The sequence below is a fragment of the Pseudomonas sp. GW460-LB5 genome (genome assembly GCF_059423245.1).
Genome location: NZ_JBWKXT010000005.1, coordinates 106,641 through 132,796, shown reverse-complemented (window position 1 = coordinate 132,796; position 26,156 = coordinate 106,641). Strand labels below are relative to the sequence as shown.

At 62.0% G+C, this 26,156-nt stretch carries 23 protein-coding genes and 1 pseudogene; 11 read left to right on the top strand and 13 right to left on the bottom strand.

Features of this window, described 5'->3' with window-relative positions:
• Positions 1 to 38: 38 nt before the first annotated feature.
• The 8 genes from AC07XM_RS05965 to AC07XM_RS05930 all read left to right on the top strand — a co-directional run bounded on the left by AC07XM_RS05965 (position 39) and on the right by AC07XM_RS05930 (position 8,957).
• Positions 39 to 809 (top strand): TerC family protein, encoded by a 771-nt coding sequence (locus tag AC07XM_RS05965; RefSeq protein WP_016484298.1) that lies wholly within the window; start codon positions 39 to 41, stop codon positions 807 to 809.
• 275 nt (positions 810 to 1,084) lie between these two features.
• Complete coding sequence (locus tag AC07XM_RS05960) at positions 1,085 to 2,743, top strand: Na/Pi cotransporter family protein (protein ID WP_016484297.1); 1,659 nt, start codon at positions 1,085 to 1,087, stop codon at positions 2,741 to 2,743.
• A gap of 30 nt (positions 2,744 to 2,773) precedes the next feature.
• Positions 2,774 to 4,180 (top strand): M16 family metallopeptidase, encoded by a 1,407-nt coding sequence (locus tag AC07XM_RS05955; protein ID WP_016484296.1) that lies wholly within the window; start codon positions 2,774 to 2,776, stop codon positions 4,178 to 4,180.
• A 145-nt stretch (positions 4,181 to 4,325) separates the two neighbouring features.
• Complete coding sequence (locus AC07XM_RS05950; RefSeq protein WP_016484295.1) at positions 4,326 to 5,348, top strand: DUF5924 family protein; 1,023 nt, start codon at positions 4,326 to 4,328, stop codon at positions 5,346 to 5,348.
• Positions 5,349 to 5,461: 113 nt separating this feature from the next.
• The gene (locus tag AC07XM_RS05945) at positions 5,462 to 6,595 is read left to right on the top strand and encodes an ABC transporter permease (protein WP_102689254.1); all 1,134 of its coding nucleotides are present in this window, start codon (positions 5,462 to 5,464) and stop codon (positions 6,593 to 6,595) included.
• The gene (locus AC07XM_RS05940; protein ID WP_016484293.1) at positions 6,592 to 7,383 is read left to right on the top strand and encodes an ABC transporter ATP-binding protein; all 792 of its coding nucleotides are present in this window, start codon (positions 6,592 to 6,594) and stop codon (positions 7,381 to 7,383) included. The genes AC07XM_RS05945 and AC07XM_RS05940 overlap by 4 nt, the downstream gene beginning before the upstream one ends.
• Positions 7,384 to 7,386: 3 nt before the next feature.
• Positions 7,387 to 8,325, top strand: coding sequence for an MlaD family protein (locus AC07XM_RS05935; RefSeq protein WP_016484292.1), 939 nt, complete (start codon positions 7,387 to 7,389; stop codon positions 8,323 to 8,325).
• On the top strand, positions 8,322 to 8,957 hold the full coding sequence (locus AC07XM_RS05930; RefSeq protein ID WP_016484291.1) for an ABC-type transport auxiliary lipoprotein family protein: 636 nt from the start codon (positions 8,322 to 8,324) through the stop codon (positions 8,955 to 8,957). The genes AC07XM_RS05935 and AC07XM_RS05930 overlap by 4 nt, the downstream gene beginning before the upstream one ends.
• On the opposite strand, the gene AC07XM_RS05925 is transcribed toward AC07XM_RS05930, so the two are convergent.
• The 6 genes from AC07XM_RS05925 to AC07XM_RS05900 form a co-directional block, all read right to left on the bottom strand.
• Complete coding sequence (locus AC07XM_RS05925; protein WP_060519857.1) at positions 8,939 to 10,168, bottom strand: nucleoside recognition domain-containing protein; 1,230 nt, start codon at positions 10,166 to 10,168, stop codon at positions 8,939 to 8,941. The two genes, AC07XM_RS05930 and AC07XM_RS05925, sit on opposite strands and share 19 nt — an antisense overlap.
• 237 nt (positions 10,169 to 10,405) lie before the next feature.
• The gene (gene gltP / locus AC07XM_RS05920; protein ID WP_016484289.1) at positions 10,406 to 11,734 is read right to left on the bottom strand and encodes a glutamate/aspartate:proton symporter GltP; all 1,329 of its coding nucleotides are present in this window, start codon (positions 11,732 to 11,734) and stop codon (positions 10,406 to 10,408) included.
• Between the two features lie 746 nt (positions 11,735 to 12,480).
• Positions 12,481 to 12,951 carry an inhibitor of vertebrate lysozyme family protein gene (locus AC07XM_RS05915; protein ID WP_016484287.1) on the bottom strand — a complete coding sequence of 157 codons (471 nt, stop codon included), beginning with the start codon at positions 12,949 to 12,951 and terminating at the stop codon, positions 12,481 to 12,483.
• Positions 12,952 to 12,953: 2 nt separating this feature from the next.
• Positions 12,954 to 13,115, bottom strand: a complete 162-nt coding sequence (locus tag AC07XM_RS05910) for a DUF1328 domain-containing protein (protein WP_003252966.1) — start codon at positions 13,113 to 13,115, stop codon at positions 12,954 to 12,956.
• 43 nt (positions 13,116 to 13,158) lie between these two features.
• Entirely contained in the window at positions 13,159 to 13,449 is a 291-nt protein-coding gene (locus AC07XM_RS05905; protein WP_016484286.1) for a hypothetical protein, read from the bottom strand.
• Positions 13,450 to 13,623: 174 nt separating this feature from the next.
• Positions 13,624 to 14,445: a BON domain-containing protein gene (locus AC07XM_RS05900; protein ID WP_102689253.1), complete on the bottom strand. Its 822-nt coding sequence runs from the start codon at positions 14,443 to 14,445 to the stop codon at positions 13,624 to 13,626.
• Between the two features lie 210 nt (positions 14,446 to 14,655).
• Between AC07XM_RS05900 and algB the strand changes: the two genes are divergently transcribed.
• Both algB and AC07XM_RS05890 read left to right on the top strand, forming a co-directional pair.
• A complete protein-coding gene (gene algB / locus AC07XM_RS05895) occupies positions 14,656 to 16,002 on the top strand; it encodes a sigma-54-dependent response regulator transcription factor AlgB (protein ID WP_016484284.1) in 1,347 nt (448 codons plus the stop codon).
• Positions 15,999 to 17,780: a KinB sensor domain-containing domain gene (locus AC07XM_RS05890; protein ID WP_016484283.1), complete on the top strand. Its 1,782-nt coding sequence runs from the start codon at positions 15,999 to 16,001 to the stop codon at positions 17,778 to 17,780. The genes algB and AC07XM_RS05890 overlap by 4 nt, the downstream gene beginning before the upstream one ends.
• A gap of 14 nt (positions 17,781 to 17,794) precedes the next feature.
• On the opposite strand, the gene AC07XM_RS05885 is transcribed toward AC07XM_RS05890, so the two are convergent.
• From AC07XM_RS05885 to AC07XM_RS05855, 7 genes and pseudogenes are all read right to left on the bottom strand, one after another.
• Entirely contained in the window at positions 17,795 to 19,393 is a 1,599-nt protein-coding gene (locus AC07XM_RS05885; RefSeq protein ID WP_016484282.1) for an EAL domain-containing protein, read from the bottom strand.
• A 204-nt stretch (positions 19,394 to 19,597) separates the two neighbouring features.
• On the bottom strand, positions 19,598 to 20,386 hold the full coding sequence (locus tag AC07XM_RS05880) for an N-acetylmuramoyl-L-alanine amidase (protein ID WP_016484281.1): 789 nt from the start codon (positions 20,384 to 20,386) through the stop codon (positions 19,598 to 19,600).
• A gap of 79 nt (positions 20,387 to 20,465) precedes the next feature.
• A complete protein-coding gene (locus tag AC07XM_RS05875; RefSeq protein ID WP_102689252.1) occupies positions 20,466 to 22,382 on the bottom strand; it encodes a GGDEF domain-containing protein in 1,917 nt (638 codons plus the stop codon).
• 27 nt (positions 22,383 to 22,409) lie between these two features.
• Positions 22,410 to 23,242, bottom strand: a pseudogene (locus AC07XM_RS05870) (endonuclease/exonuclease/phosphatase family protein).
• A gap of 34 nt (positions 23,243 to 23,276) precedes the next feature.
• Positions 23,277 to 23,909, bottom strand: coding sequence for a thiol:disulfide interchange protein DsbA (dsbA, locus tag AC07XM_RS05865; RefSeq protein WP_016484278.1), 633 nt, complete (start codon positions 23,907 to 23,909; stop codon positions 23,277 to 23,279).
• Positions 23,910 to 24,060: 151 nt separating this feature from the next.
• Positions 24,061 to 24,678: a c-type cytochrome gene (locus AC07XM_RS05860; protein ID WP_016484277.1), complete on the bottom strand. Its 618-nt coding sequence runs from the start codon at positions 24,676 to 24,678 to the stop codon at positions 24,061 to 24,063.
• Between the two features lie 31 nt (positions 24,679 to 24,709).
• Positions 24,710 to 25,012, bottom strand: coding sequence for a c-type cytochrome (locus AC07XM_RS05855; protein WP_016484276.1), 303 nt, complete (start codon positions 25,010 to 25,012; stop codon positions 24,710 to 24,712).
• 201 nt (positions 25,013 to 25,213) lie between these two features.
• On the opposite strand from AC07XM_RS05855, the gene yihA reads away from it, so the two are divergent.
• Positions 25,214 to 25,846 carry a ribosome biogenesis GTP-binding protein YihA/YsxC gene (yihA, locus tag AC07XM_RS05850; protein ID WP_016484275.1) on the top strand — a complete coding sequence of 211 codons (633 nt, stop codon included), beginning with the start codon at positions 25,214 to 25,216 and terminating at the stop codon, positions 25,844 to 25,846.
• The last annotated feature ends 310 nt before the right edge of the window (positions 25,847 to 26,156 follow it).

Sequence of the window (26,156 nt, the reverse complement as noted above, 5' to 3'; positions counted from 1 at the left end):
ACCGGGGCGCGTCGCCATTACCGCTCGAAGGAAACTACATGGAATGGCTGACCAGCCCGGAAATCTGGGTTGCCTTTTTTACCCTTACCGCGCTTGAGATCGTCCTCGGTATCGACAACATCATCATGATCTCGATCCTGGTCAGCCGCATGCCCAAGCACATGCAGCCGCGCACCCGGATCTTTGGCCTGGCCCTGGCCATGGTTACCCGCATCATGCTGCTGCTGTCGATTACCTGGGTCATGCGCCTTACTGCCGACCTGTTCGTGGTGTTCGGCCAGGGCATCTCCGGACGTGATCTGATCCTGTTCTTCGGTGGCCTGTTCCTGCTGTGGAAAAGCTCGCAAGAGATTTACCACGGCCTGGAAGGCGAGGACGAAAGCCCGGATGAGCCAAAAGGCGCAGGTGGCAAGTTCTTCTACACCATTATCCAGATCGCCATCATCGACATCGTGTTCTCGCTGGACTCGGTAATCACCGCAGTGGGCATGGTTTCCCACGTACCGGTGATGATCGCCGCCATCGTCGTAGCCGTGCTGGTGATGATGCTGTGCGCCGGTGCGATCAGCAATTTCATCGACAAACACCCGTCGCTGAAAATGCTCGCACTGTCGTTCCTGATCGTGGTCGGTACCGTGCTGATCGCCGAGGCTTTCGAGGTGCACGTACCGAAGGGTTATGTCTACTTCGCCATGGCCTTCTCGCTGGCAGTGGAAGCTATCAACATCCGCATGCGCACTGCCTCGGCCCGCAAGAAAGGCACAGAACAGGAGCCGGTGAAACTGCGCAAGGACATCCCGGGTCAATAAAACCAGGGAGTGCAGGAAAACCAAAGGGCCCTTCGTTCGGGGCCCTTTTTCATGCCCGCTTTCTGAACACGATCCCTGTGGGAGCGGGTTCACCCCGCAAAAAAGCGCGCACAGGCAATCATTCATTTCCATGTGTTTCAAATAAATGACTGCCATGCGAAGCTGGCGACAGCTGCGCAAAACAACTAAAGCTTTGAGTGAGCACCGAAAATTCTTCAAACGCTCACGTTTCTTTTTCTGGGCCCTATGGGCCAGTGCAACAGGGGGCCTTCGCCATGTTGACCCTGCTCAACCTGCTTTCGGCCGTGACGCTGCTGGTCTGGGGCACCCACATCGTGCGTACCGGCATCCTTCGGGTATTCGGTTCGAACCTGCGGCGCATCATCAGCCAGAACATGGACAAGCGTCCGTTGGCTTTCATAGCCGGTATTCTGGTCACCGCCATGGTGCAAAGCAGTAACGCCACCGCCATGTTGGTCACGTCTTTCGTCGGCCAGGGCCTGATGGCCATGACCCCGGCCCTGGCGATCATGCTGGGTGCCGATGTGGGTACCGCGTTGATGGCCCGGGTATTGACCTTCGACCTGTCGTGGCTGTCACCGCTGCTGATCTTCCTGGGCGTTATTTTCTTCCTCTCGCGCAAGCAGACGCGCGCTGGCCAATTAGGTCGGGTAGGTATCGGGCTTGGCCTGATCATTCTGGCGCTGGAGCTGATCGTGCAGGCAGCTGCGCCTATCACCCATGCACAAGGCGTAAAAGTGCTGTTTGCTTCGCTGACCGGCGACATCATGCTGGACGCCCTGGTAGGCGCCATGTTCGCCATGATTTCCTATTCCAGCCTGGCCGCCGTACTGCTCACTGCGACATTGGCCGGCGCCGAAGTCATCAGCCTGCCGGTGGCCATCGGCCTGGTGGTCGGCGCAAACATCGGCAGTGGCTTGCTGGCCTTCATCAGCACCAGCATGCAGAACACCGCCGGGCGCCGGGTAGCTTTGGGCAGCCTGCTGTACAAGCTGTTCGGCCTGGTGCTGATCATCCCGGTGCTGCACCCACTGGTGGAGTGGATGGACTCGCTCAGCTTCAGCCCACAAGAGCTGGTCATCGGCTTTCACCTGCTCTACAACACGCTGCGCTGCCTGCTGATGCTACCCACAGTCAAACTCATGGGCCGGCTGTGCAACACACTGCTGCCTGAGCGCGAAACCGGTAACGGGCAAGTGCGCCCACGCCATCTGGACGCTTCGGCACTGGAAACGCCCAGCCTGGCCTTGGCCAACGCCGCCCGCGAAACCCTGCGCCTGGGCGATATCGTCGACAGCCTGCTCGAAGCCATGCTCGGCGCCCTGCGCGGAACCCAGACCGCCCTGCCACAGCAGGTTCGCGCCTTGGCCGAAGACGCCGAAGCCCTGTACAGCGCGATCAAACTGTACCTGGCGCAGATGTCCCGCGAAGACCTTAGCGAGCAGGACAACCGCCGCTGGGCGGAGATCATCGAACTGGCAATCAACCTCAAGCTGGCCTGCGACCTGATCGAGCGCATGTTGCGCAAGGTCCAGCAGCAAAAAACCAGCCAGCGCCGGGAGTTTTCCCAGACAGGCCTGGAGGAGCTGACCGGCCTGCAGGAGCAATTACTGGCCAACCTGCGCCTGGGCCTGTCGGTGTTTCTCAGCGCCGACCCGGAAAGCGCCCGCTTGCTGCTGCGGGAAAAACGCCGTTTTCGCGCCCAGGAACGGCGCTTGGCGCACGCCCATGTCAGCCGCTTGCAGCGTAAGGTGGTGCAAAGCATCGAGACCAGTTCGCTACACTTGGAACTGATTGCCGACATGAAACGGTTGAACTCTTTGTTCTGCAGCAGTGCCTATGTGGTACTAGGCGGCTCGGACACCGGCGGCCTGATGCTCGACAGCGTACCGGACGAAGCCCGTCTGCCCTGATTCTGCCTACAAAAGGACCCTCGCTCGCCCATGCGTTGCCTGATGTTCGTTTGCCTGCTGATCTGCAGCCTGCCCTCATTGGCCCTCGACCGCTCGCGAGTCGAGGGCTACCTGCTGCCCAATGGCCTGCAGATCATCCTGAAAAACGGCTACGAACGTGACCACGTGGCAATCCGCCTGGTGGTCGGGGTGGGCCTGGACGACTTCGATTGCGAGCAGAAAGAACTGCCTCACCTGCTTGAGCACCTGCTGTTCAGCGGCATTGACGAAACGGGCGAGGGCGGCCTGGAAGAGCGCCTGCAAGCGCTGGGTGGCGAGTGGAACGCCTACACCAGCAGCGCCGACACCACCTTTGTCATCGAAGCCCCGGCGCGCAACCAGCGCAAGGTCCTCGACCTGCTGCTGGCGGTTATCCGCGATACCCGCATCGACGCCAAAGCCCTGACCACTGCCAAGCGCATCATCGAGCGCGAAGATGGCGGCCATTATGGCCACCTGCAGCGCTGGCTCGACCGCCAGGACATCGGCCACCCTGCCAGCGACCAGCTGGCCACCGAGCTGGGCCTGAAATGCCCGGAGCGCTCCAATATCGACGACATGACCCTGGAGCAGGTGCAAGCCTTGCGTGATCGCTGGTACGCCGCCAACAACATGACCCTGATCATGGTCGGTGGCCTTGACCGCCTCTTACCGGCCTATCTAGAGCGCACCTTTGGCGAGCTACCCGCCACTGAACCGGAAGAGCGCCGCAACCTTGAAAGCATCACCCAACAGGCGGAGCAGCGTCGCGACCTGACCCGCGGCTGGCTGGGCGATGGCGTCAAGCTGCACTGGCTGTTCATCGAACCGGTGCTGGACAACGACCACCAGGCCACCCTCGACCTGCTGTCACGCTACCTGGACTGGGCGCTGTACGACCAGCTGCGCCTGCGCAACGGGCTGTCCTACGGACCCACGGTGCAGCGTGAGAGCTTTGGCGACACCGGCCTGCTCAGCCTCAACGCCGACCTGGAGCGCGATGACATCGACAAGGCAGTGAAGGTGATGCAGGCCCTGTTCGAACACCTTCGCAAGGAAGGCCTCGACCCGGACACCTTCGCCCGCATCAAGGACGCCAGCGTGGCCAAGGAAAGCTGGAGCACCCAGGGCAACAGTGCCCTGGCCGACTACTACTGGGGAGCGCTGAACGACTATACCGACGGGCGTTTTGCGAACCCGGTGCGCAAGTTGCGCCAGGTCAGCCTTGAACAGGCCAACGAGGCGCTGAAAGAACTGCTCAAGGAAGATGGCTATGTGCGCATCGAGAAGCCGTTGCTTGGCTATGACGAGCTTTACGGCTTGATCGCTTTGCTTGTGGGGGTGGTCCTGGCAGCAGGGTTGCTGCGCTGGCGGCGGCATGGGCCTGAACGGCCGAGTGGTGCTACACGGCAGCGGTGAATCGGCGGTATCCTTTTGCCAGTACCGCCTCCTTCGCGGGCACGCCCGCTCCCACAGGGACTGCATTATCGCCGAACCCTGTGGGAGCGGGCATGCCCGCGAAGGGGCCCGGACAGCCAACTCATCCTTTCTGTTGTAGCCCCTAATGCCCCAAATTCCCCATATCGTCCAGCGCATCATCGAACTGCTCAAACGCTACCCCGGCATCATCGCGCTCGGCGGTTTTCTCTCCGGTATAGGCAGCTTCATCCTGGTCGACAGGCAAGCCGGCCTGGCCAGCTGGGTTGCCGTGCTCATGCTGGTCAGTTGGGTCTGGCTGATGCTGGAAAACACCCTCACCGGCTTGTTCGCGCGTACTTTCAACCGCGAAATCCCGCAGCCGCTGTTGCGCTACGCGACGCAGATGATCCACCAAGAAACGCTGTTCTTCGTGCTGCCGTTCTTCTTCATCACCACCACCTGGAACAGCGGCCAGCTGGTGTTCACCGGTTTGCTCGGTGCCGCAGGCCTGATTTCGATCATCGATCCGCTGTACTACAAATGGCTGGCACCACGGCGCTGGCTGTTCCTGGCGCTGCATACCCTGACGCTGTTCGCCGCCCTGCTGACCGCGCTGCCGATCATCCTGCACCTGACAACCGCGCAGAGTTTCAAGCTGGCCCTGATCGCGGCCATGGCGCTGTCTTTCCCCAGCCTGGCCAGCAGCTTCCCGATCAACAACTGGCGCCGCGCCGTGGCGCTGGTGCTGGTCACCCTGTCGGTCGGTGCCGGGGGCTGGCTGCTGCGCTCCTGGGTACCGCCAGCAACCCTGTGGATGACCGAGGTGGCGGTGAGTACCGAAGTGCTGAACCGCCAGCCCGGCGAGTCGCTGGACGAAATTGCCGCCAGCCGCATACGCAGCAGCGGCCTGTACGCCTACACCGCCATCAACGCACCACGCGGCCTGAACGAGCGGATCTACCATGTGTGGCAAAAGGACGGCAAAGAGGTGGACCGCATCGCCCTGGACATCCATGGCGGGCGCAAGGAAGGCTACCGGGCCTGGACCCACAAGCAGAACTTCCCGCCAAACCCGGTGGGCAAGTGGCAGGTGAGGGTGCTGACCGAAGATGGCCAGGTGATTGGCGTACTGCGTTTCAAGGTGGTCGACGACACGCCAGCGCAGTAAATGAAAGGGGCGCTATGCGCCCCCGGGGCATCAACACACAGCACATAATCACCTAACAGCCCATGCCGGCTGCGCTATGATCAGCCCTTAAGCCTTAGCGCCGAGTCAATTGCATGGAGCCTATGACCCCACCCAGCGCCACCCTGGATGCCAGCAGCCAACCGGCCTGCCTGCGCATAACCGGTGACTGGACACTGGCGCACTACGCCAGCCTCAGGCGCGAGAGCGAGCAGCTACGCGCGCACTACACTGCTGACACCGTCGCCGACCTCAGCCAGCTGGGCCGCCTGGACACCGCCGGGGCCTCGCTGCTGGCCGAGCTGCTCGGCTCAGAACGCCTGTCACACTGTGCCGAGGACCTGCCCGAAGCCAGCCGCGCACTGCTCAAGAACGTCTACTGCTCGGTCCAGGACTACTGCATCCCGGTCAAGGAGCCCGAGCGCAACGTCCTGCTGATGCTGCTGGAACGCATCGGCCGTGCCGTCGGCACACTGTGGCAAGACTCCATGCAGTTGCTCGGCTTCATCGGTGTCATCTTCGAGACCCTGCTACGCCGCGCCCTGACACCGCACCGCTGGCGCCTCACGCCGGTTGTGGCACATATCGAACAGACCGGGCTGGACGCGGCCCCCATCGTCGCCTTGCTGACCTTCCTGGTGGGCGCGGTGGTGGCCTTCCTCGGTGCCACGGTACTGGCCGCATTCGGCGCGACCATTTTCACCGTGGACCTGGTGGCGTTCTCGTTCCTGCGCGAGTTCGCCGTGCTGCTGACCGCCATCCTCATGGCCGGCCGCACCGCCAGCGCTTTCACCGCGCAGATCGGCTCGATGAAGGCCAACGAGGAAATCGACGCCATCCGTACCCTGGGCCTGAACCCGATGGAGCTGCTGGTGGTGCCACGGGTACTGGCACTGCTGATTTCACTGCCCTTGCTCACCTTCATCGCGATGATCTGCGGCATTGTCGGCGGTGCAGTGGTATGCGCCCTGTCGCTGGGCATCTCGCCGGCGATGTTCCTCTCGCTGCTGCAAACCGATATAGGCGTGCAGCACTTCCTGGTGGGCTTGGCCAAGGCGCCGTTCTTCGCCTTCCTGATCGCCGCCATCGGCTGCCTCGAAGGCTTCAAGGTCAGCGGCAGCGCCGAATCGGTGGGCGCACACACCACCTCTGCGGTGGTGCAGTCGATTTTTGTGGTCATCGTCCTGGACGCCGTGGCCGCCCTGTTCTTCATGGAGATGGGCTGGTGAATGCTCGGGAAAAAGTGATCGAAGCCCGCGGCATCTGCAACCGTTTCGGCCGCCAGGTTGTGCATGAAAACCTCGACCTGGACCTTTACCGTGGCGAAATCCTGGCCGTGGTCGGTGGTTCGGGCAGCGGCAAGTCGGTACTGCTGCGCAGCATCATTGGCCTGCGCCGGCCCAATGAAGGGCTGATCAAGGTGTTCGGCCAGGACCTTGCGGGCCTGCGCGAAGAACAGCGCTCACTGGTCGAACGGCGCTTCGGCGTGCTGTTCCAGAAGGGCGCACTGTTCTCTTCGCTGACCGTCACCGAAAACGTGGCCTTGCCGTTGATCGAACACGCCGGGCTGTCCCGCGCCGATGCCGAGCACCTGGCCGGCGTCAAGCTGGCCTTGGCCGGGTTGCCAATCTCGGCCGCCGACAAGTACCCGTCCTCGCTGTCAGGGGGCATGATCAAGCGTGCAGCGCTGGCTCGCGCCTTGGCACTGGACCCGGACATCCTGTTCCTTGACGAGCCCACCGCCGGCCTGGACCCGATCGGCGCCGCCGCATTCGACCAGCTGATCCTGACGCTGCGCGATGCGCTGGGCCTGTCGGTGTTCCTCATCACCCACGACCTCGACACCCTGTACACCATTACCGACCGCATCGCGGTGCTGTCGCAAAAAAAGGTCCTGGTGGCCGGCCCGCTGGCCGAGGTCGAGCAGACCAACGACGCCTGGATTCAAGAATACTTTCACGGCCCACGCGGGCGCGCAGCCGAGCAGGCTGCCACCCGTGCCAGGCAGGAGCGCTGAGCAATGGAAACCCGAGCCCATCATGTCCTTATCGGCCTGGTCACCGTCCTGGTGGTGGCTGGTGCCATGCTGTTCGGCCTATGGCTGACCAAGTCCAGTGTCGATGACGCCTTCAAGGATTACGAAGTGGTGTTCAACGAAGCCGTTTCCGGCCTGTCGCGCGGCAGCCCGGTGCAGTACAACGGTATCAAGGTGGGTGATGTATCTACCCTGCGGCTGGACCCGAAGGACCCGCGTCGGGTACTGGCCCGGGTGCGCCTGAGCGGCGACACCCCAGTGAAAGAAGACACCCAGGCCAAGCTGACCCTGGCCGGCGTGACAGGCAACTCGTTCATCCAGCTGAGCGGCGGCACTCCGCACAGCCCTGAACTGAAGGGCAAGGACGGCAAGCTGCCAGTGATCATTGCCTCGCCGTCGCCGATCTCGCGCCTGCTCAATGACAGCAGCGATCTCGTCACCAACGTCAACCTGCTGCTGCACAACGCCAACCAGATGTTCTCGGAAGACAACATCGGCCACCTCAGCAACACCCTGGCCAACCTCGACAAGACCACCGGCGCCTTTGCCGGGCAGCACGGTGGCATCGCCGAGGCCATCGAACAGCTGGTGCAGGTGGGCAAGCAGGCCAGCGCGACCCTGGCCGAAACCCAGGCGCTGATGCGCAACGCCAACGGCCTGCTCGGCAGCCAAGGCAAACAGGCGATCGGAAGCGCCGAGCAGGCCATGCAGTCACTGGCTGAAAGTACGGCAACCATCAACAACCTGCTCAAGAACAACAGCGAGGCCCTCGGCGACGGCGCACAAGGCCTGAACCAGCTAACCCCAGCCATTCGCGAGCTGCGCGAAACCCTCAACGCGCTCAAAGGCATTTCCCGGCAACTGGAGGCCGACCCGAGCGGCTACCTGCTCGGCCGCGACAACAACAAGGAGTTCCAGCCATGAAACCGTCGTTGCGCCTGCTGGCCCTGGCGGCCTCGCTGAGCCTGGCCAGTGCCTGCTCGATCCTGCCCCAGACCGAGCCCGTCGACCTCTACCGCCTGCCGGTGAACCAGCCCAGCCGCACAGCGGCGCCGCTGGACTGGTCATTGCGCCTGAACAAACCGCTGGCCAGTGAGGTGTTGGCTGGCCCGCGCATTGCCGTCATTCCCCAAGGCGATGTGGTCAGCAGTTACAAGGGCGCGCGCTGGAGCGATGCGGCCCCGGTACTGCTGCGCAACCGCCTGCTCGATGGTTTCCAGCGTGACGGCCAGGTGCAGCGCTTGAGTGCCGACGACAGCAACCTGCAGGCCGACTACGAGCTGGCTGGCGAGTTGCAGGCGTTTCAGAGTGAATACCGCCCGGGCGGGGCGGTGGAAGTGGTGATCCGCTACGATGCCCGCCTGGTTCAGGGGCGCAACCAGCGCATCCTGGCCAGCAAGCGCTTCGAGATTCGCCAGCCCCTTGCCGACAAACAGGTGTCAGCGGTGGTCGCCGGCTTTGGTCAGGCCAGCGACCAGCTGGTGGGGCAGGTGGTGAACTGGACGATTGCCCAGGCCAACCAGGATCAGTTGAAGGTTCAGGCGAAGAACCAGTAGCAGACGAAGATCGCCGCGATCACCCCGGACAACTCGGCCAGCAGTGCGCAGCCTACCGCATGGCGCACGCGCTGGATGCCCACGGCGCCAAAGTACACGGCCAGTACGTAGAAGGTGGTTTCGGTGCTGCCCTGAACCGTTGCCGCCACCAGGGCCGGGAAACTGTCCACGCCTTGGGTCTGCATGGTCTCGATCAGCATGGCCCGTGCTGCGCTGCCAGAGAACGGCTTGACCAACGCGGTGGGCAAGCCCTCGACAAAGCGGGTGTCCAGGCCCATCCAGTTCACCGCATGACGGATACCGTCCAGGGCCAGCTCCAGGGCACCAGAGGCGCGCAGCACACCCACCGCCACCAGCATCGCCACCAGGTAGGGCAGCAGGTTCTTGGCCACATCGAAGCCTTCCTTCGCGCCTTCGACAAAGGCTTCATACACCTTCACCCGCTTCAGGGCACCTATCACCAGGAACAGCATGATCACGCCAAACAGCGTGAGGTTGCCCAGGATAGACGACAGGCTGGCCAGCGCGGCCGCCGACAAAGTGCCGAGAAAGGCCATGAACCCTCCCAGCAGCAAGGCGCCGGGAATGAAGTAGGCAAGTACCACCGGGTCCCACAGGCGCAAACGCTGCATCACTGCCACCGACAGCAGGCCGACCAGGGTCGAGACGCTGGTCGCCAGCAGGATGGGCAGAAACACCATGGTCGGGTCTGGCGCGCCCTGCTGGGCCCGGTACATGAAGATAGTGACTGGCAGCAGCGTCAGCGACGAGGCGTTGAGCACCAGGAACAGGATCTGCGCGTTACTCGCGGTGGTGCTGCTGGGGTTCAGCTCCTGCAGCGCGCGCATGGCCTTGAGCCCAATCGGCGTGGCGGCGTTGTCCAGGCCCAGACCGTTGGCGGCGAAGTTCATGGTTATCAGGCCAAGAGCCGGGTGGCCGGGCGGCACCTCCGGCATCAGGCGGGCAAACAGCGGGCCCAGCACCTTGGCCAGCCATTCGACGATACCGGCCTTCTCGGCGATCTTCAGAAAGCCCAGCCACAGGGTCAGTGTGCCGAACAGCAGCACCATCACCTCGACCGACAGCTTGGCCATGGCGAAGATGCTTTCGACCATTGCCGCGAAGATGCCAGCGTTCCCGCCTACCAGCCATTGGGCCAGGGCGGACACCGCCGCCACCAGGAAAAAGCCAAGCCAAAGGCCGTTGAGCATCCGCGTGTACCCCCTGAAAAATGCCCGAATGATAGCGTATCGCAGCCCCTGACTGGCGATCGCAGGCGAGGGCTGCGCCCTCGTATCGCGACACAAGGCCGCTCCCACAAAGATCGGTGAACGCCCGCCCTTGTGGGAGCGGCCTTGCGTCGCGATAGGGCCGCAACGCGGCCCAAGATCTCACAGACAACAAAAAGCCCCGACAGGTCGGGGCTCTTTATCAAACAGCGGTAAGGCTCAGCGCTTGGCGGTTTCGCCAGCGACTACAGCTTCCTTTTTGTCGGCCATCAGCGAGGCGTAGTACTGCTCGCCTTTGGCCGCGTCGTACATGCCCTCCCAGCGCGCGATGACCAATGCAGCCAAGGCGTTGCCCACCACGTTCAGTGCAGTACGGGCCATGTCCATGATGCGGTCGACACCTGCGATGAAGGCCAGGCCTTCCAGCGGGATGCCTACGCTGCCCAGGGTGGCCAGCAGGACCACGAACGATACGCCCGGCACGCCGGCGATACCTTTGGAGGTGACCATCAGGGTCAGCACCAGCAGCAGCTGCTGGCTCCACGACAGGTCGATACCGTACAGCTGGGCAATGAAGATGGCCGCAATGCTCTGGTACAGGGTCGAACCGTCAAGGTTGAAGGAGTAGCCGGTCGGTACCACGAACGAACAGATCGACTTCGGTGCGCCGTACTTCTCCATCTTCTCGATCACACGCGGCAGCACGGTTTCGGAGCTGGAGGTGGAGTAGGCCAGGATCAGCTCATCTTTCATGATGCGCATGATCTTGATCACCGAGAAGCCGAACACGCGGGCTACCAGGCCCAGCACCATGAAGGCGAAGAAGGCGATGGCGAAGTACACCAGCAGCACCAGCTTGGCCAGCGGCAGCAGCGAGCTGAAGCCGAAGTTGGCCACGGTCACGGCGATCAGGGCGAACACGCCGATCGGGGCGTAGTTCATGATCATGTGGGTGACCTTGAACATGGTTTCCGATACAGCCTGGAAGGTGCGTACCAGCGGGTCACGCAGTTCTGCCTGCAGGCTAGAAAGGCCCAGGCCGAACATTACCGAGAAGAAGATGATCGGCAGCATTTCGCCACGCATCAGCGCTGCGAAGATGTTCGACGGAATCAGGTTGAGCAGGGTTTCGATGAACGCGTGCTCATGCTGCACCTCAGCCGCAGTGGCCTGGTACTTGGAGATGTCCACGGTACCCAGGGTGCTCATGTCGATGCCGGCGCCCGGGTGGAACAGGTTGGCCAGCACCAGACCCACGACGATGGCGATGGTGGTCACCACTTCGAAGTAGATGATGGTCTTCAGGCCGATACTGCCCAGTTTCTTCGCGTCGCCAACCCCGGCGATACCCACGATCAGCGACGAGATCACGATCGGGACGACGATCATCTTGATCAGGCGAATGAAGATGTCACCGGCGGGCTGGAGAACGTTGCTGATCCACCATGCCTTTTCCGCGCTGAAGTGGTTCAGCAGCGCGCCGATTGCAACGCCCAGGACCAGACCGATGACGATCTGCCAGGCGAGGCTCAGTTTTGCCTTCTTCATGTCTTTACCCTTTGTTCTAGTGGTCATGGCACCGGACGAAAACGCCCGTGACAAAGCCATAGGCCAGGTCACGGGCAGCAAATCTTCCTTCCGGCGACTTCATGTAAGGACAGCGCAGGCGAGCGACAGGGCGCTCGTGCCAGCGAAAAAGGCGGCAACTATTGCGATGGCAAAGGGGGAAATCTAATGCCGGAAACGCATACCCCATGCCGTTTACGCATATCGATTTGCACTAAAACAGAGCGTCGGCAAGTGCTTGATTTATAACGTTCGGAATCCCGAACAAGTCCAAACCGCCATATTTCGGCAGATTTGACGGTATGCAAAGCACATGAAAGATGGCCTGTTCGACAATCCGAATGGCGGAAATGACACTTGAAGAAGCGCCATCGAGGTCGAAAAAAAGTTGATGTACGGTCGAGACAAAATGTGTCTTGAGGGAAAAAACGCGCAAGGGAAGGGACGTTTCCTACATGGCTCCTCGGAAGTCAGGTCTGCAAGGTGTCCCTGTGACACCGCCGACCTGATACTTCCGATTCCGCCTTTCCTGACCCGGCCCATTGCTGGAGGCACTCCCTGTACCCCTAGGCCACTCCGGTTCTCTAGCAACCAGAACAGCCCGGCCCCTTGGTCATGTGCTGCCCCTCCTCGGGGCGGCGCATCATAGAAGGCTGAACTATAGAAAGGTTCAGCTTCTATTACGTGACAGTCGATACCCTTACACCGCAATACCGGCAAAAAAATGCTCAGTACCAGTTAGGGTCACGTTTGAGCTGCTCCTGCAGCATCGCCTTCATGCCGTCATCGGGTTTGCCCAGCCAGCGGTACTGCGCATGGCGAGTGGGCGATTTGTCGCTGGGCAAACCCTCGGGTACCTCCACGAGCATCCCGTAGGCATCATCCTTGTCCCAGCTGAAGGCCACGATCAGCCGCTTGTAGGTACAGTTGTCCTGTTTTTCACACAGGGGGCCGACCAAGTATTTGTCGCCGTCTTCGGTAACGGCAGACATCTGCTGCTGGGCACTACCGGTCAGATTGACTACCCAATCGGGCAGTCGTTCCTCGCCCTTGATCGTGTCCTGCCAGGTATCCCGATACTCCGGGTCCGAGCCGAGCAACTGGTCGACCCGGACCTGGCCGTCATTGGCCGCCATGGCCGCCGCGCTGCCGCCCAGCAACAGGGCGGCGGCAAGGGCCGAACAAAGCTTCCTGCTCATTTTCAACCTCGTCCACGTCCAAAGAAGAAGGAGGCTACGAACAACACCAGGAAGACAATGAACAGGATCTTGGCGATACCCGTCGCAGCGCCCGCTATACCACCGAAGCCCAGTACGGCAGCGACAATGGCGATGATGAGGAAAGTGATAGCCCAGCTCAGCATGGTAGTTCTCCTTTCTTTTTGCGGAATCGATCGGGTCGGCAGGTCAGAAAACCCAGCGGTCCCGGGGTACGACATTTTCCAGGGTGGCCGGTGAGGCAGTGGCCTGGCCCGCTGGCAGGCGGTCAGCCGCCTGGACCAGGGTGTTGGCACGGGTTGCCTGAATTTGCGTCAACAGGGCAGTTTGAGCTGCCACCTGGTCAGCCAGACGCGCTGTCTGCCAGCTGTAATAGAAGAGGCCAGCAGCCAAGGTCAGCAGCAGCGCCATGCCAAGCGTGAGCATCTGGCGCAAAGGCAGTGCGGCGATCTGTGAGCGGTTGACGGATTGGCGGTTCATGCCGGCTCCTCCTGCTGTAATTTTTGTTCAAACCTGAACAGGTAATTGCAGCCTGCATGCCAGCCTTTTGATTTAATTAAAATGTTTATAAATCAATCACTTACATAATCATCAAGTGAACCGCGAGGACGTATCCTGCACGATGTCGCCTGCAGGGTCGTGCGAATTGCACGATCATCCCTCAACCTTGGTCGCCACCTTGAGCAGGTCGGCATCTACCCCGCGTACGCCGATGATCTGCCGGGCGATCTCCACGGCGATGGTTTTCTGCTCAGCGCTGACCACCTCACCCGACAGCCTGACCATCCCCGATTCGCTGGCCACCTTCAGGTTCAGGCCATCGAGGTTGCGGCTGAAGCGGTAGCTGCTCTGGATCTTGTCGATGATCCAGCTGTCACTCGGCTGCGGCCCGGTTGGCGCCCCCACCGGCGTTTCCCGCGCCTTGGCCATGGCGGCGGTATCGAGGCTGATCAGGTTATTGACCAAGTGCACGCCGTCGGTGGTACGCGCCACCACGCCTGCCAGCTCCTTGGCTTCGGCACTGTCGACCCTGCCGCGCAACGTCACCACGCCGTCGCTGCTCTGTACTTCTATAGGTGCTTTTTCGGTGGTGCGGCTCCACAACAGCCGGGCGCGGATCACCGCCGCCAGGGTGGCGTCCTCCAGGCGCTGGGCGTAGGCACGCTGCTCCAGCGGGTGCTCGACCAGTTGGGCATTGACCTGCAACTGGTTCTCAATGTGTTCGATGCCCCGGGTGGCCCGGGCCACATCTTCGGCCAGCTGCCGCTCGACCTCGCTCTCCACCTCACCGGAAAGCCGCGCCTGCTTGCCGTCCACTTCAACCTTTATACGGAATGGGTCGAGCATGCGGTTCAGTGCCAGTGCGGTTTGCAGGGCACCTTCCAGGCGCGCGTCCTGCACCGGGTCGGCCACGGCCGGGGTGAAAATTGGCAGCAGGGTGGCTGCCAAAACGGCAGTACGCAGGGAAAAGGGCATGGCTGTTCCTCCTTCGTAGGCAAAATCTGAAAAACATCGCAACCAATGTGCCAGTGCGTGCCTCTAAGTAAATCATTGGCAAATAGCGGTTTTTACGTATCGTTTGGCCGTTGGCTAGCATGCAAAGGACAGAATCCTTCAGAATTGACCATGCAACTTGCCCGATTTTTCCCACACTAAATAAAGATCTATCCCTAAGGAGCACAGGAAATGGAATCAGCCCAGGACAACCAAGGCCGCATTCTGCTGGTGGATGACGAGTCCGCGATCCTGCGCACCTTCCGCTACTGCCTGGAAGACGAGGGATACAGCGTGGCCACGGCCAACAGCGCCGCCCAGGCCGAAACCTTGCTGCAGCGACAGGTATTCGACCTGTGCTTCCTCGATTTACGCCTCGGTGAAGACAACGGCCTCGATGTGCTGGCGCAGATGCGTATCCAGGCCCCGTGGATGCGCGTGGTGATCGTTACCGCGCACTCGGCGATCGACACTGCGGTAGACGCGATTCAGGCCGGCGCTGCCGACTACCTGGTCAAACCGTGCAGCCCCGACCAGTTGCGCCTGGCCACGGCCAAGCAACTGGAGGTGCGCCAGCTTTCAGCGCGCCTGGAAGCCCTGGAAGGTGAAGTCCGCAAACCCAAGGACGGCCTCGACTCCCATAGCCCCGCCATGATGGCGGTGCTTGAAACCGCCCGCCAGGTCGCCACCACCGACGCCAACATCCTCATCCTGGGCGAGTCCGGCACCGGTAAGGGCGAGCTGGCACGGGCGATCCATGGCTGGAGCAAGCGTGCACGCAAAGCCTGCGTGACCATCAACTGCCCGTCGCTTAACGCCGAGCTGATGGAAAGCGAGCTGTTCGGCCATACCCGTGGCGCCTTCACCGGCGCGAGCGAAAGCACCTTGGGGCGGGTCAGCCAGGCAGATGGTGGCACGCTGTTCCTCGACGAGATCGGCGATTTCCCGCTGACCTTGCAGCCCAAACTGCTGCGCTTCATCCAGGACAAGGAATACGAACGCGTAGGCGACCCGGTCACCCGACGTGCAGATGTGCGTATTCTGGCCGCTACCAACCTGAACCTCGAAGAGATGGTGCGCGAAAGCCGCTTCCGTGAAGACCTGCTGTACCGCCTGAACGTCATCACACTGCACCTGCCACCGCTGCGCGAGCGCAGTGAGGACATCCTCACCCTGGCGGACCGCTTCCTGGCCCGCTTCGTCAAGGAATACTCCCGCCCCGCTCGCGGGTTCAGTGACGAGGCACGCTCGGCCCTGCTCAACTACCGATGGCCTGGCAACATTCGCGAACTGCGCAACGTGGTGGAACGGGCCAGCATCATTTGCCCGCAGGAACGCGTGGAAATCAGCCATCTGGGCATGGGCGAACAACCCGCCAGCAATGCCCCGCGCGTGGGCGCCGCCCTGAGCCTGGATGAGCTGGAGCGCGCCCATATCGGCGCCGTGCTGGCCGCCAGCGACACCCTGGACCAAGCCGCCAAGACCTTGGGCATCGATGCTTCAACCCTGTACCGCAAGCGCAAGCAGTACAACCTATGAAGTGGCCACCCATGAAGCTGCGCACGCGGCTTTTCCTCAGCATCTCGGCGCTGGTGACCGTGGCATTGCTAGGGCTCCTGCTGGGCCTGGTCAGCGTGCTGCAGATGGCCACAGTGCAACAGCAGCTGGTGCGTGAAACCACCCATGCCCTGGAAGTGGGCCTGAAGTTGCGCCAGAACCTGGGCGAACAGCTGACCCTGATCCTGGATGAAGACACCGCCCCGGAAAGCCTGCGGCTGCTACAGGAAAACTTCCAGGCCCTGCTCAATCAAGGGCTGGAGCAAGGCGGTGAACGCACCGGTTTCAGCAAGGCCAGCAGCAATTACCAGGCCTTCCTCCAGGCCTATCGCGACAGCGCCGCACCCGCTCGCAGCATGGGTCTCGATCAGCCGTTGGGGGCCGCATTCAACCAGGTCCGCAGCGACCTGATCGATTCCCACAAGCAGGCATTGGACCTGATTACCCGTAGCGAGGAACGCACCCGTGACCGAGCCTTGCTGGTCAGCGGTGTACTGGGCCTGATGGGCCTGGTGGTGCTGGTACTGGGCTTTATCACCGCGCACAACATCGCCCGGCGTTTCGGCCAGCCGATCGAAGCCTTGGCCAAGGCGGCCGACCAGCTGGGCAAAGGCAATTTCGACGTCACCTTGCCGGTCACTCAGGCGTCCGAGCTCAACCAGCTGACCCGTCGCTTTGGCCTGATGGCCGATGCCTTGCGCAAGCACCAGGCCACCAACGTTGACGAACTGCTGGCTGGTCAGCAACGTCTACAGGCCGTGCTCGACAGCATTGACGACGGTCTGCTGATCATCGACCGCCAAGGCCGCCTCGAGCACCTCAACCCGGTAGCGCAGCGCCAGCTGGGCTGGAACGACAGCCGCGTCGGCAGCAGCCTCGCAGAAGCCTTGCAGCGCCCCGAGCTTGAGCAACAGCTGCGCCAGGTGCTACGCGGAGGCAACCTCGACCGCCCACCTGACGATTTGAACATGGAGGTTGATGAAGAATCACGCCTGCTCACCTACAGCCTGACCCCGGTCAGCCACCCGCAGGGGCCAATCCTGGGTGCGGTGATGGTGCTGCACGATGTGACCGAGCAAAGGGCCTTCGAGCGGGTGCGCAGCGAGTTCGTGCTGCGCGCCTCCCACGAACTGCGTACCCCGGTGACTGGCATGCACATGGCCTTCGGCCTGTTGCGCGAGCGGGTAAAATTCCCGCCCGAGGCGCGCGAGAACGACCTGTTGGAAACCATCGGCGAAGAAATGCAGCGCCTGACCCAGCTGATCAACGACCTGCTGAACTTCTCGCGCTACCAGAGCGGGCTGCAGAAGCTGGACCTGGCCCCATGCTCCCTCGACGAGCTGCTTGAGCGGGCGCGACTGCGGTTTGCGGAGCAGGCAGCGCACAAGCAGATCGAATTGACCATGGAACTGGAAGCGCCGCTGCCGCGCATCCAGGCCGATGCCGCCCAGCTGGACCGCGTGCTGGACAACCTGCTGCACAACGCCGTCCGCCATACTGCCAACGGCGGGCGTATCCGCCTGCATGCCCGGCGGCATGCGGAACGGGTCATCATCAGCGTCGAGGACAACGGCGAGGGCATCGCCTATGGGCAGCAGGGGCGCATCTTCGAACCCTTCGTGCAGGTAGGTCGCAAGAAAGGCGGCGCTGGGCTGGGGCTGGCATTGTGCAAGGAGATCGTCCAGCTGCACGGCGGTCGCATGGGTGTATTTTCCCGACCGGGGCAGGGGACCCAGTTCTACATGGCGTTGCCGGTCTGAATGCGGTAACGCGCCTATACCCGCCGCGGGAGGTGCCCGCGGGTCACCAGCTCGGCAAATTGCCGGGCGTTCAGAGGCCGGGCAAACAGCCAGCCCTGGCCATAGTTGACCCCCTCGCTGTTCAGCAGCACCGCCTGGTCCTCGAACTCGATCCCTTCGGCGATCACCCGCAGGTGCAGGTCATGGGCCATGCGGATGATATGGGGGGCAACGCCGCTGCTGGCGGCATCATGGCCCAGGGCATCGATGAACGCCTTGTCGATTTTCAGGCAGTCCACCGGCAAGGTCTGCAGGTAGGCCAGGCTGCAATAACCCGTACCAAAATCGTCGATCAGCACCTGATGCCCCACGGCGCGCAGCGCCTGCAGGTTGTCACGGGCTACCACCACATCGATCAGGCCACGCTCGGTCACCTCAAAGGCAATCTGGCTGGGCGCCACTCGATGCAAGGCCAACAGGCGGGCCGCCACCCGACCAATACGCGGCACCATCACATCGCATGCCGCCAGGTTTATCGATATGTACAGTTTGGGGTGCGAGCGCAGTAGCTGCCCAAGCTGTTCAAGCACCCGTTGCAGGACAAAATCGGTGATCTGGCGAATCTGCCCGGTGTTCTCCGCCAGCGGAATAAACAAGTCCGGGCTGGTCAGGGTGCCGTCCGGTCGACGCCAGCGCACCAGCGCCTCGGCACCCACGCAACGCCGGCTGTCGAGCTCGATGATTGGCTGATAGAGCACCTGCAGCTCGCCACGGCGCAAGGCATTCTGCAACTCCGAGCTCATCGACCGTCGTTGCAGGATCAACTGGAGTACCAGCCAACCGATGCAGCAGGCCGCCAGCACGCTACCGGGGAACAGCAACCAGAGCATGCCGTTCATCCTCAGCGGCAGGCTCGCCCTCGGGGCTATCAGCACCAGCTGGTAATCCGGCGACTTGGTCGGCATTCGGTAGATCAGCCGATCACTGAGTTCCAGCAATGACTTGTGGCCGTTCGACCATGCGGAGGGCGGTGGCCATACCTGGGGCGGGCCGAGTACCGGAATGGCCCGGGCACCGTTGTCCAGCACCACCACCAGGCTGCCGCCCGGGGGCAGATCGACCACGTCGGTCAGGTGCCCGCGCGAGGTGGAGACCACGAACTTGCCCCGGCCCAGCATGAGTGCAGCCAGGTTCTCGTTGGGTTCGGTGGTGGTGTTCAACCAGTAGCTGTAGGTCGGCCCCTGAATGTCGGGTGCCCGCAGAGGTTCGAACGCCCGCTCATCGCCACGGTTGGAGCAGGCGACATCACCGTCCACATAAGCCGCTTCATAAATGAACCGCGAGCTCAGGCCCACTTGTTGCAACGCCGCCAGCATCGCCGGGCTGCAGCCACGCAAGGGCTGCGCCTGCAACAGGTCGACCCCTTCACGCAACTGGCCAAACACTTGTTCGAGGCGGTCGAGAAATCGCTCGCCCTGGGCGTTCATCTGCTCGCTCTCGCTTTGCTTCATCTGTTGCAGGGCAATGCCAATGCTGGCAGAGAGCAACAGGGCGGCGCTGGCCAGCGCTGCCAAGGAGGCCAGCATCCAGGGACGGTAAAAAATTTGGCGCAGCAGGGTGATGATGGCTGACATCAAAGGCATCCAGTTGATAACTAAGGTATAGCAACTGAATCGAGAATCACCCTCACCGTTTGGCGCTTATCCGCAGTTTACGCAGGCCTTTGCAGGAGCGGCCTTGTCGCGAACGGGCTGCAAAGCCCCCGGGATCTCAGCTTTTGCCTGGTCACCGGGGCCGCTTTGGGGCCCGTTCGCGACACAAGGCCGCTCCTGCAGGGCTCAGCGCATGCGGTTAAGCACCTGCAGCATCGCTGCCGTCTGCGCATCCGGCATGCCGTCGAAGCGCTGAGGGCGGAAGCGCATCTGGAACGCGGCAATCACATGCCGGGTGGCCACATCCAGCACCCCGGTCTGCTCGATTTGATAGCCAAACCGCGCCAGCTCCTGCTGGTACCAGCCAATGCCTGGCGGGTTGACGCTGAAGTAGGCCTGCTGCCGCGCCACAGCGTTGGCATCCGGCCAGATACCCAGCCCGGCATCAGCCAGGCGCTTCCACGGGAACAGCGGCCCCGGGTCCAGCTTGCGCAACGGGGCAATATCGCTGTGGCCGATGATGTGCCGCGGCTCGATGTTGTTGCGTTTGACAATGTCCTTGAGCAGCGCGATCAGCGATTGCACCTGCGCTTCGCTGTAAGGGTGCCAGACCCGGCCGTTCGGTGTGTCGGTAAACCCCGGATTGACGATCTCGATCCCAATGGACGAGGAGTTCAGCCAGGTGCGCCCCTGCCACTGGCTGTCACCGGCATGCCAGGCACGGCGGTTCTCATCCACCAGTTGATACACCGTCGCCGGGCCGTCGCCGATCAGGTAATGGCTGCTGACCTCACCATGGGTAAGCAACGCCAGGGAGCGCTCCAGCGAAGCATTGGTGTAATGCAGGACAACGAACTGGATGCGGTTGTCCTGGTTGGCCGAGGGGTGGCTGCGGTCAATGCGCAGGCCCGTCGAGCAACCGGCGATAGACAACAGCAGAAAGGGGATCAGCGTTTTTTTTAGCGTAGAAAGCACGTCAGTGGCCTCAGCGAATCAGCGCTACAGTATAACGTGCTCCCCATGGCCGCGCTTACCGTGGGTCAGTGTTTGCAGGCTAGCCCTGTTCGACCAGGTTGCGGCCCTGCTCCTTGGCCCGGTACAGCGCCGCATCGGCGCGCTTGAGTACCTGGTCGGCGCGCTCCCCGGAGCGAAACGCAGCCAGGCCTATGGAGGTGGTAATGACCACCCGCTCGCCCTTGAAGTGGAACGGGCAGGCTTCCACCGTGGCCCGCATGACTTCCGCCACTTGGGCAGCGGCAGCCGGCGACCTCTGAGGGAGCAGCAGGACGAATTCCTCACCACCGAAACGGGCGATGAAGTCACGACCCTGCAGGCGCTTGCGTAACTGGTCCGCAACAATCTTCAGTACCTTGTCACCCGCCAGGTGCCCATAACTGTCGTTGATGCGTTTGAAGTGATCCAGGTCGAGGATAGCCATGGCCAGATGGCCGCCGTTCTCTTGCCATTCGACCATTTCGCGCTCTACCCGCTCACTCCAGGCCGCGCGGTTGGGCAGGCCGGTGAGGGGGTCAAGCAGGGCTTTCTGGCGCTGCTCTTCCAGGTGCTCGCGGTAACCGAGCGCTTCGTGCTCCATGTTTGCCACCCGCTCGGACAGGCCTTGCAGGCGCCCCGCCAGCTCTTGCTCGCGGCGATCCCGTTCGTGCTTGTGCTCGTCCATGGTGACCAGCAGGCCTTCCAGGCGGTTTTCCAGGATGTGCTTGAGGCTATCGACGTCAGCGGCGCCCTGCACACTGGTTTGCAACCCATCGACATGCTCACGCAACTGGGTATCCAGCTCGCGAGCGGCAAAGCTGTTGTCGGCGTGGCCGGCGCTGGCCTCGTGCAGGTGGCTCTGGAACCCTTCCAGGCGCTCATTGAGCTGTTGCAGATAAGTTTCGAATTCGTGCTGGCCACTGTCAGTGATCGCCAGCATGAGCACGGCAAGGTCATCCAGCACCGGGATCAGCTCGTACCAGTTCAGGCCACGGGCAACTCGCTCGCGCATTTCCAGCGCCTGAGCCTTGTGCCGTTCGGGCAGGCTCAGGTCATCGAGCAGGCCGATCAGGGTCTTTTCGATGTGCGCCGCAACCTGGCTGTACGGCGGTTCAACCGCGTAGGGCAGGGCATAGGGGCCGTCTTCGCCGAAGGTTTCTTCGAGCGTGGGTGCCGGCTGTGCTTCTGCCAGAGGTTCGCTGACGTCAGCCCCCAGGTCGGGCGCATCATCCTGCGGCAGCTGGGCGGCTGATGTTTCAATTGTTTCAATCAGCGCCGGGCCAGACACCTCCAGATCCGGTTCGGGCAACCCGATCGCTTCGGCGGCCGAAGCGGAAAGCGGTTGCAGCGCATCCACATCGTCACGCTGCGGGGCTTCGGTACTGGCCTGTACAGCCTGGGGCGCCTCAGCAACAGGCACCGGCACCGGCACCGGCTCGCCTTGTGGGTCGTCCTCACGGCTGCCAAACAACCGTTGCAAAAAGCCGGGCCGGGCTTCGTCCGCCTGTTTGCCAAGGGCCGACAGTGCAAGCCCCTGCAGGCCGCTCAGCTCGCCCAACAGCGGCGGCAGATCGCGGGACTGGGCAACCCCACCATCGAGTTTTTTTGCCAGCTTTTTCAACGGCCGCGAGATATCGCTGGGCAGCGGTAAGGCTTGCAGCTGGCCGACCAGCGCGGTCAACGCATCGCTGACCTGATTCATGCGGGTTTCCCGGCGCTGTTCGGAGTCCAGCACCGCTTTTTCCAGGCGCGGAATCAACCCGGCGAGGCCAGCATCCATGTTGTCGCTGCGAATAACCTCGCGCATCTCCTTCATGCACGCGTCCACCACCTTGTCACTGCCTTCGGCAGCCAGGGTGCTGCGCACCAGACCACGACGCAGCAGGTCGAGACGGGCGTCCCAGCGGCGTTCGAGCTTTTCTTGCTGCTCGATGCTTTTAAGGTATTTTTCTTTCCAGCGCTCAGCGTCTTCAGTCATGCCGGGGTCCGCAAACGGTGATGGCAATTAGCTCAAGGCCGGCAGCGTATCCACAGTCAATGCATCAGGCAATCGAATCTCGACAGCAACGGGAAGGTGGTCGGAAATTGGCCGCGCCAACACCTCGACACGCTCCAGCGTGAGGCTTGGGCTGAGCAGGATATGGTCCAGGCAACGCTGCGGACGCCAGCTGGGGAAGGTTGCCTCGACTTGCGGGGCAATCAGGCCCAGATCGCGCAACGGCGAGTGCTCCAGCAGGTCGGCGGCATGGGTATTCATGTCGCCCATCAGCACCTGGTGGCGGTAACCGCCAATCAGCTCGCGGATGTAACCCAGTTGCAGGGCGCGGGTCTTGGCTCCTAGCGCCAGGTGCATCATCACCACGATCAGGGCGTCTTCACCTTCACCAAAACGCACCAGGATCGCCCCACGGCCGGCCGGGCCGGGCAACGGGTGATCTTCGAGCAGTTGCGGCTTCAGCCGGCTGAGAACGCCATTGCTGTGCTGGGCAAAACGCCCAAGGTTGCGGTTGAGCTGCTGATACCAATAAGGGAAGGCCCCCAGTTGGGCAAGGTGTTCGACCTGGTTGACGTAGCCCGAGCGCATGCTGCCACCGTCGGCTTCCTGCAAGGCCACCAGGTCGAAGTCGGCCAGCAATTCACCGATCTTCTGCAGGTTGCCGGCACGCCCGTTGTGCGGCAGCAAGTGCTGCCAGCTGCGGGTCAGGTAATGCCGGTAGCGCTCGGTGCTGATGCCGACCTGAATGTTGAAACTGAGCAGCCGCAGTCGACCATCCTCGGGCAGGCCGGAGGCCTGCAGGTGATGCTCGTTGACCTGCGGCTGGTGCAGGCCAATGCCACGCGTGGTTCTGAAGCGGGGCATGGGTTACGCCGCCTACTTGGCGGCGCGCTCCTTGGCGATCAGTTGGTCGGCGACGTCCAGCACCTCTTTCGGCCCGCCTGCGGTACCCAGGTCGAAGCGGTACTTGCCGTTGACGACCATGCTCGGTACGCCGGTGATTTCATACTTCTTCGCCAGTTCCTTGGCCTGGTTGACCTGGCCCTTGATGGCGAACGAGTTGAAGGTGGCCAGGAACTTGTCCTTGTCCACACCTTGGGTGGCGAGGAAGTCAGCCATGTCCTGCGGGTCGGTCAGGCGCTTTTTCTGGTTCTGGATGGCGTCGAACACCGCGGCGTGCACCTTGTGCTCGACGCCCATGGCTTCGAGGGTCAGGAACATCTGGCCATGAGCGTCCCATGGGCCGCCAAACATGGCCGGTACGCGCTTGAAGTTGACATCCTGTGGCAGTTTTTCAACCCAGGGGTTGATGACCGGCTCGAAGTGGTAGCAATGTGGGCAGCCGTACCAGAACAGCTCGACCACTTCGATCTTGCCAGGCACGGAAACCTGAACAGGGTTGCTCAGCTCGAAGTATTCCTTGCCAGCAACAGGCTCGGCGGCCTGGACGGCAGTCATACCAAATACGCTGGCAGCGACCAGCGCGGCGCTGAGAATCAGTTTACGCATGCTTTACTCCTGAGCAGTCATAGGTCGCCACGACCCTAACTGCACTGAGACAGGCCGGGAAGGGGTCGAGTTCTGTAGTGTAACGGCTGCGGACTGAAAAAAGGGCGGCCCGGCCGCCCTTTCATCATTGGCCTACAACATTAACCGAAAGTTAATGCAGGCCCTGGATGTAGCTGGCCAACGCCTCGATGTCGTGGTTGCTCAGCTTGCCGGCAATGGTGCGCATGGTCATGGCATCACCATCGTTGGTGCGGTTGCCTTCGCGGAAGTCCGTGAGCTGCTTGGTCACGTACTGCGAGTGCTGGCCGCTCAGGTGCGGGAAGCCGGCCAAAGCAATACCTGCGCCGTTGGGGGAGTGGCAACCGGTGCAGGCAGGCATGCCTTTCTCCAGGTCGCCGCCATTGAACAGCGCACGGCCACGTTCGACCAGCTTGGGATCGGCGGCACCCACGCTGCCTTTCTGGCTGGAGAAATAGGCGGCGATGTCGGCAAGGTCCTGGTCGTTGAACGCGGCCAGCATGCCGGTCATCTCCAGCACCGTGCGCTTGCCCGACTTGATATCGTGCAGTTGTTTTTCAAGGTAACGCTGGCCTTGGCCGGCCAGTTTAGGGAAGTTCGGTGCCAGGCTATTGCCGTCGGGGTTGTGGCAGGCGCCACAGACGGCCGTCTTGGCCTGACCGGCGGCGGCATCGCCCTTGACAGTTTGCGCAGCAGTGGCCGCACCTGCGACACCCAGGGTCAACAGCAGACTCACGACTAGTTTGTTCATCAGCTAATCCAACACGGCTAAGGGTGAAATGTTATGTATCGGGACTGCCGCTCATCCAAAGGATGACCAAACGGTAGTCCTCGGCACTGCAGTCCATGCACAATCCACGCGGCGGCATAGCCTTGAAACCCTGGGTCACGTGCTTCACCAGTACATCCATGCCTTGCGCCAGCCTTGGCTCCCATGCTGCCCGGTCACCCTGTCTGGGTGCCTGTGGCAACTGCCCGGTGTGACAGGCCGCACACGTGCGGTTGTACAACACCTCGGGATCCTGTGTAGCCTGTGCGCTGAAAACCGGCAGGAACATACCGACAGCAAGCAGCCATTTCGCCATGCGGAACGACCTTCAGGGTTGGGGGCCGCGCTGCGTTCTGATGCGCGAGCTATTGTTCGACACCCCATGCCCGTTCTCCTTCGCTGGGAGAATGAGCACACAAAAACTGGGGCATTATATACTTCCGCCATCCAAACGGAAACGACACCGCTTGCCAGGCTCGGGCCTTCAGAGTCAGGCAACACCCACATCGGATATCCCATGCAAGTCAAGAACCCCATCCTCGGCCTCTGCCAGAAAGCCACATTCGCCCTCAGCGCTGCCAAGGTCGAACAATGCCCGGACGACCAGGGTTACGAGGTGGCTTTTGCCGGCCGCTCCAATGCCGGCAAATCCAGCGCCCTCAACACCCTGACCCATGCCAGCCTGGCGCGCACCTCGAAAACCCCCGGGCGCACCCAACTGCTGAATTTCTTCAGTCTGGACGATGAACGGCGTTTGGTCGACCTGCCGGGCTACGGTTATGCAAAAGTGCCGATCCCGCTCAAGCAACACTGGCAAAAACACCTGGAAGCCTACCTGGGCAGCCGTGAGTGCCTGCGCGGCGTGATCCTGATGATGGACGTGCGCCACCCGATGACCGACTTCGACAAAATGATGCTCGACTGGGCCAAGGCCAGCCATATGCCCATGCATATTCTGCTGACCAAAGCCGACAAGCTGACCCACGGCGCGGGCAAGAACACCCTGCTGAAAGTGCAGTCGGAAATCCGCAAGGGCTGGGGCGATGGCGTGACCATCCAGCTGTTCTCGGCACCCAAGCGCCTGGGCGTGGAAGACGCCTACCGCGTGCTGGCGGGCTGGATGGAGCTGGAAGACAAGCCTGCTGTTTGAGGGCCCTATCGCCGGCAAGCCAGCTCCCACAGGTTCAACACAGGCCTCAAGGGAAGTGATACCCCTGTGGGAGCTGGCTTGCCGGCGATGAGGCCGGTACGGTCGACCCAAATTCCGGGCAAAAAAAACCCCGGACTTCGTATGGGGAGGGGGAAGTTCGGGGTCCAAGTCCGGACCGCTAGGGCGGGGTCCAGATATCTGCCAACACTTAACACAACATAGGAGCATCGAAGGGCTTCACCAGCCATTCAGTTACTCTGAGTTCCGCTTCACCGGTTTAGTTCCGAAGCCCTGAAAACTATTTGCGATA

What these genes read in the sequence shown, in the direction of transcription:
- AC07XM_RS05965 (WP_016484298.1), top strand. Translation starts at nt 39, where the DNA reads ATGGAATGGCTGACCAGCCCGGAAATCTGGGTTGCCTTTTTTACCCTT.
- AC07XM_RS05960 (WP_016484297.1), top strand. Translation starts at nt 1,085, where the DNA reads ATGTTGACCCTGCTCAACCTGCTTTCGGCCGTGACGCTGCTGGTCTGG.
- AC07XM_RS05955 (WP_016484296.1), top strand. Translation starts at nt 2,774, where the DNA reads ATGCGTTGCCTGATGTTCGTTTGCCTGCTGATCTGCAGCCTGCCCTCA.
- AC07XM_RS05950 (WP_016484295.1), top strand. Translation starts at nt 4,326, where the DNA reads ATGCCCCAAATTCCCCATATCGTCCAGCGCATCATCGAACTGCTCAAA.
- AC07XM_RS05945 (WP_102689254.1), top strand. Translation starts at nt 5,462, where the DNA reads ATGGAGCCTATGACCCCACCCAGCGCCACCCTGGATGCCAGCAGCCAA.
- AC07XM_RS05935 (WP_016484292.1), top strand. Translation starts at nt 7,387, where the DNA reads ATGGAAACCCGAGCCCATCATGTCCTTATCGGCCTGGTCACCGTCCTG.
- AC07XM_RS05930 (WP_016484291.1), top strand. Translation starts at nt 8,322, where the DNA reads ATGAAACCGTCGTTGCGCCTGCTGGCCCTGGCGGCCTCGCTGAGCCTG.
- AC07XM_RS05925 (WP_060519857.1), bottom strand. Translation starts at nt 10,168, where the DNA reads ATGCTCAACGGCCTTTGGCTTGGCTTTTTCCTGGTGGCGGCGGTGTCC.
- gltP (WP_016484289.1), bottom strand. Translation starts at nt 11,734, where the DNA reads ATGAAGAAGGCAAAACTGAGCCTCGCCTGGCAGATCGTCATCGGTCTG.
- AC07XM_RS05915 (WP_016484287.1), bottom strand. Translation starts at nt 12,951, where the DNA reads ATGAGCAGGAAGCTTTGTTCGGCCCTTGCCGCCGCCCTGTTGCTGGGC.
- AC07XM_RS05910 (WP_003252966.1), bottom strand. Translation starts at nt 13,115, where the DNA reads ATGCTGAGCTGGGCTATCACTTTCCTCATCATCGCCATTGTCGCTGCC.
- AC07XM_RS05905 (WP_016484286.1), bottom strand. Translation starts at nt 13,449, where the DNA reads ATGAACCGCCAATCCGTCAACCGCTCACAGATCGCCGCACTGCCTTTG.
- AC07XM_RS05900 (WP_102689253.1), bottom strand. Translation starts at nt 14,445, where the DNA reads ATGCCCTTTTCCCTGCGTACTGCCGTTTTGGCAGCCACCCTGCTGCCA.
- algB (WP_016484284.1), top strand. Translation starts at nt 14,656, where the DNA reads ATGGAATCAGCCCAGGACAACCAAGGCCGCATTCTGCTGGTGGATGAC.
- AC07XM_RS05890 (WP_016484283.1), top strand. Translation starts at nt 15,999, where the DNA reads ATGAAGTGGCCACCCATGAAGCTGCGCACGCGGCTTTTCCTCAGCATC.
- AC07XM_RS05885 (WP_016484282.1), bottom strand. Translation starts at nt 19,393, where the DNA reads ATGTCAGCCATCATCACCCTGCTGCGCCAAATTTTTTACCGTCCCTGG.
- AC07XM_RS05875 (WP_102689252.1), bottom strand. Translation starts at nt 22,382, where the DNA reads ATGACTGAAGACGCTGAGCGCTGGAAAGAAAAATACCTTAAAAGCATC.
- dsbA (WP_016484278.1), bottom strand. Translation starts at nt 23,909, where the DNA reads ATGCGTAAACTGATTCTCAGCGCCGCGCTGGTCGCTGCCAGCGTATTT.
- AC07XM_RS05860 (WP_016484277.1), bottom strand. Translation starts at nt 24,678, where the DNA reads ATGAACAAACTAGTCGTGAGTCTGCTGTTGACCCTGGGTGTCGCAGGT.
- AC07XM_RS05855 (WP_016484276.1), bottom strand. Translation starts at nt 25,012, where the DNA reads ATGGCGAAATGGCTGCTTGCTGTCGGTATGTTCCTGCCGGTTTTCAGC.
- yihA (WP_016484275.1), top strand. Translation starts at nt 25,214, where the DNA reads ATGCAAGTCAAGAACCCCATCCTCGGCCTCTGCCAGAAAGCCACATTC.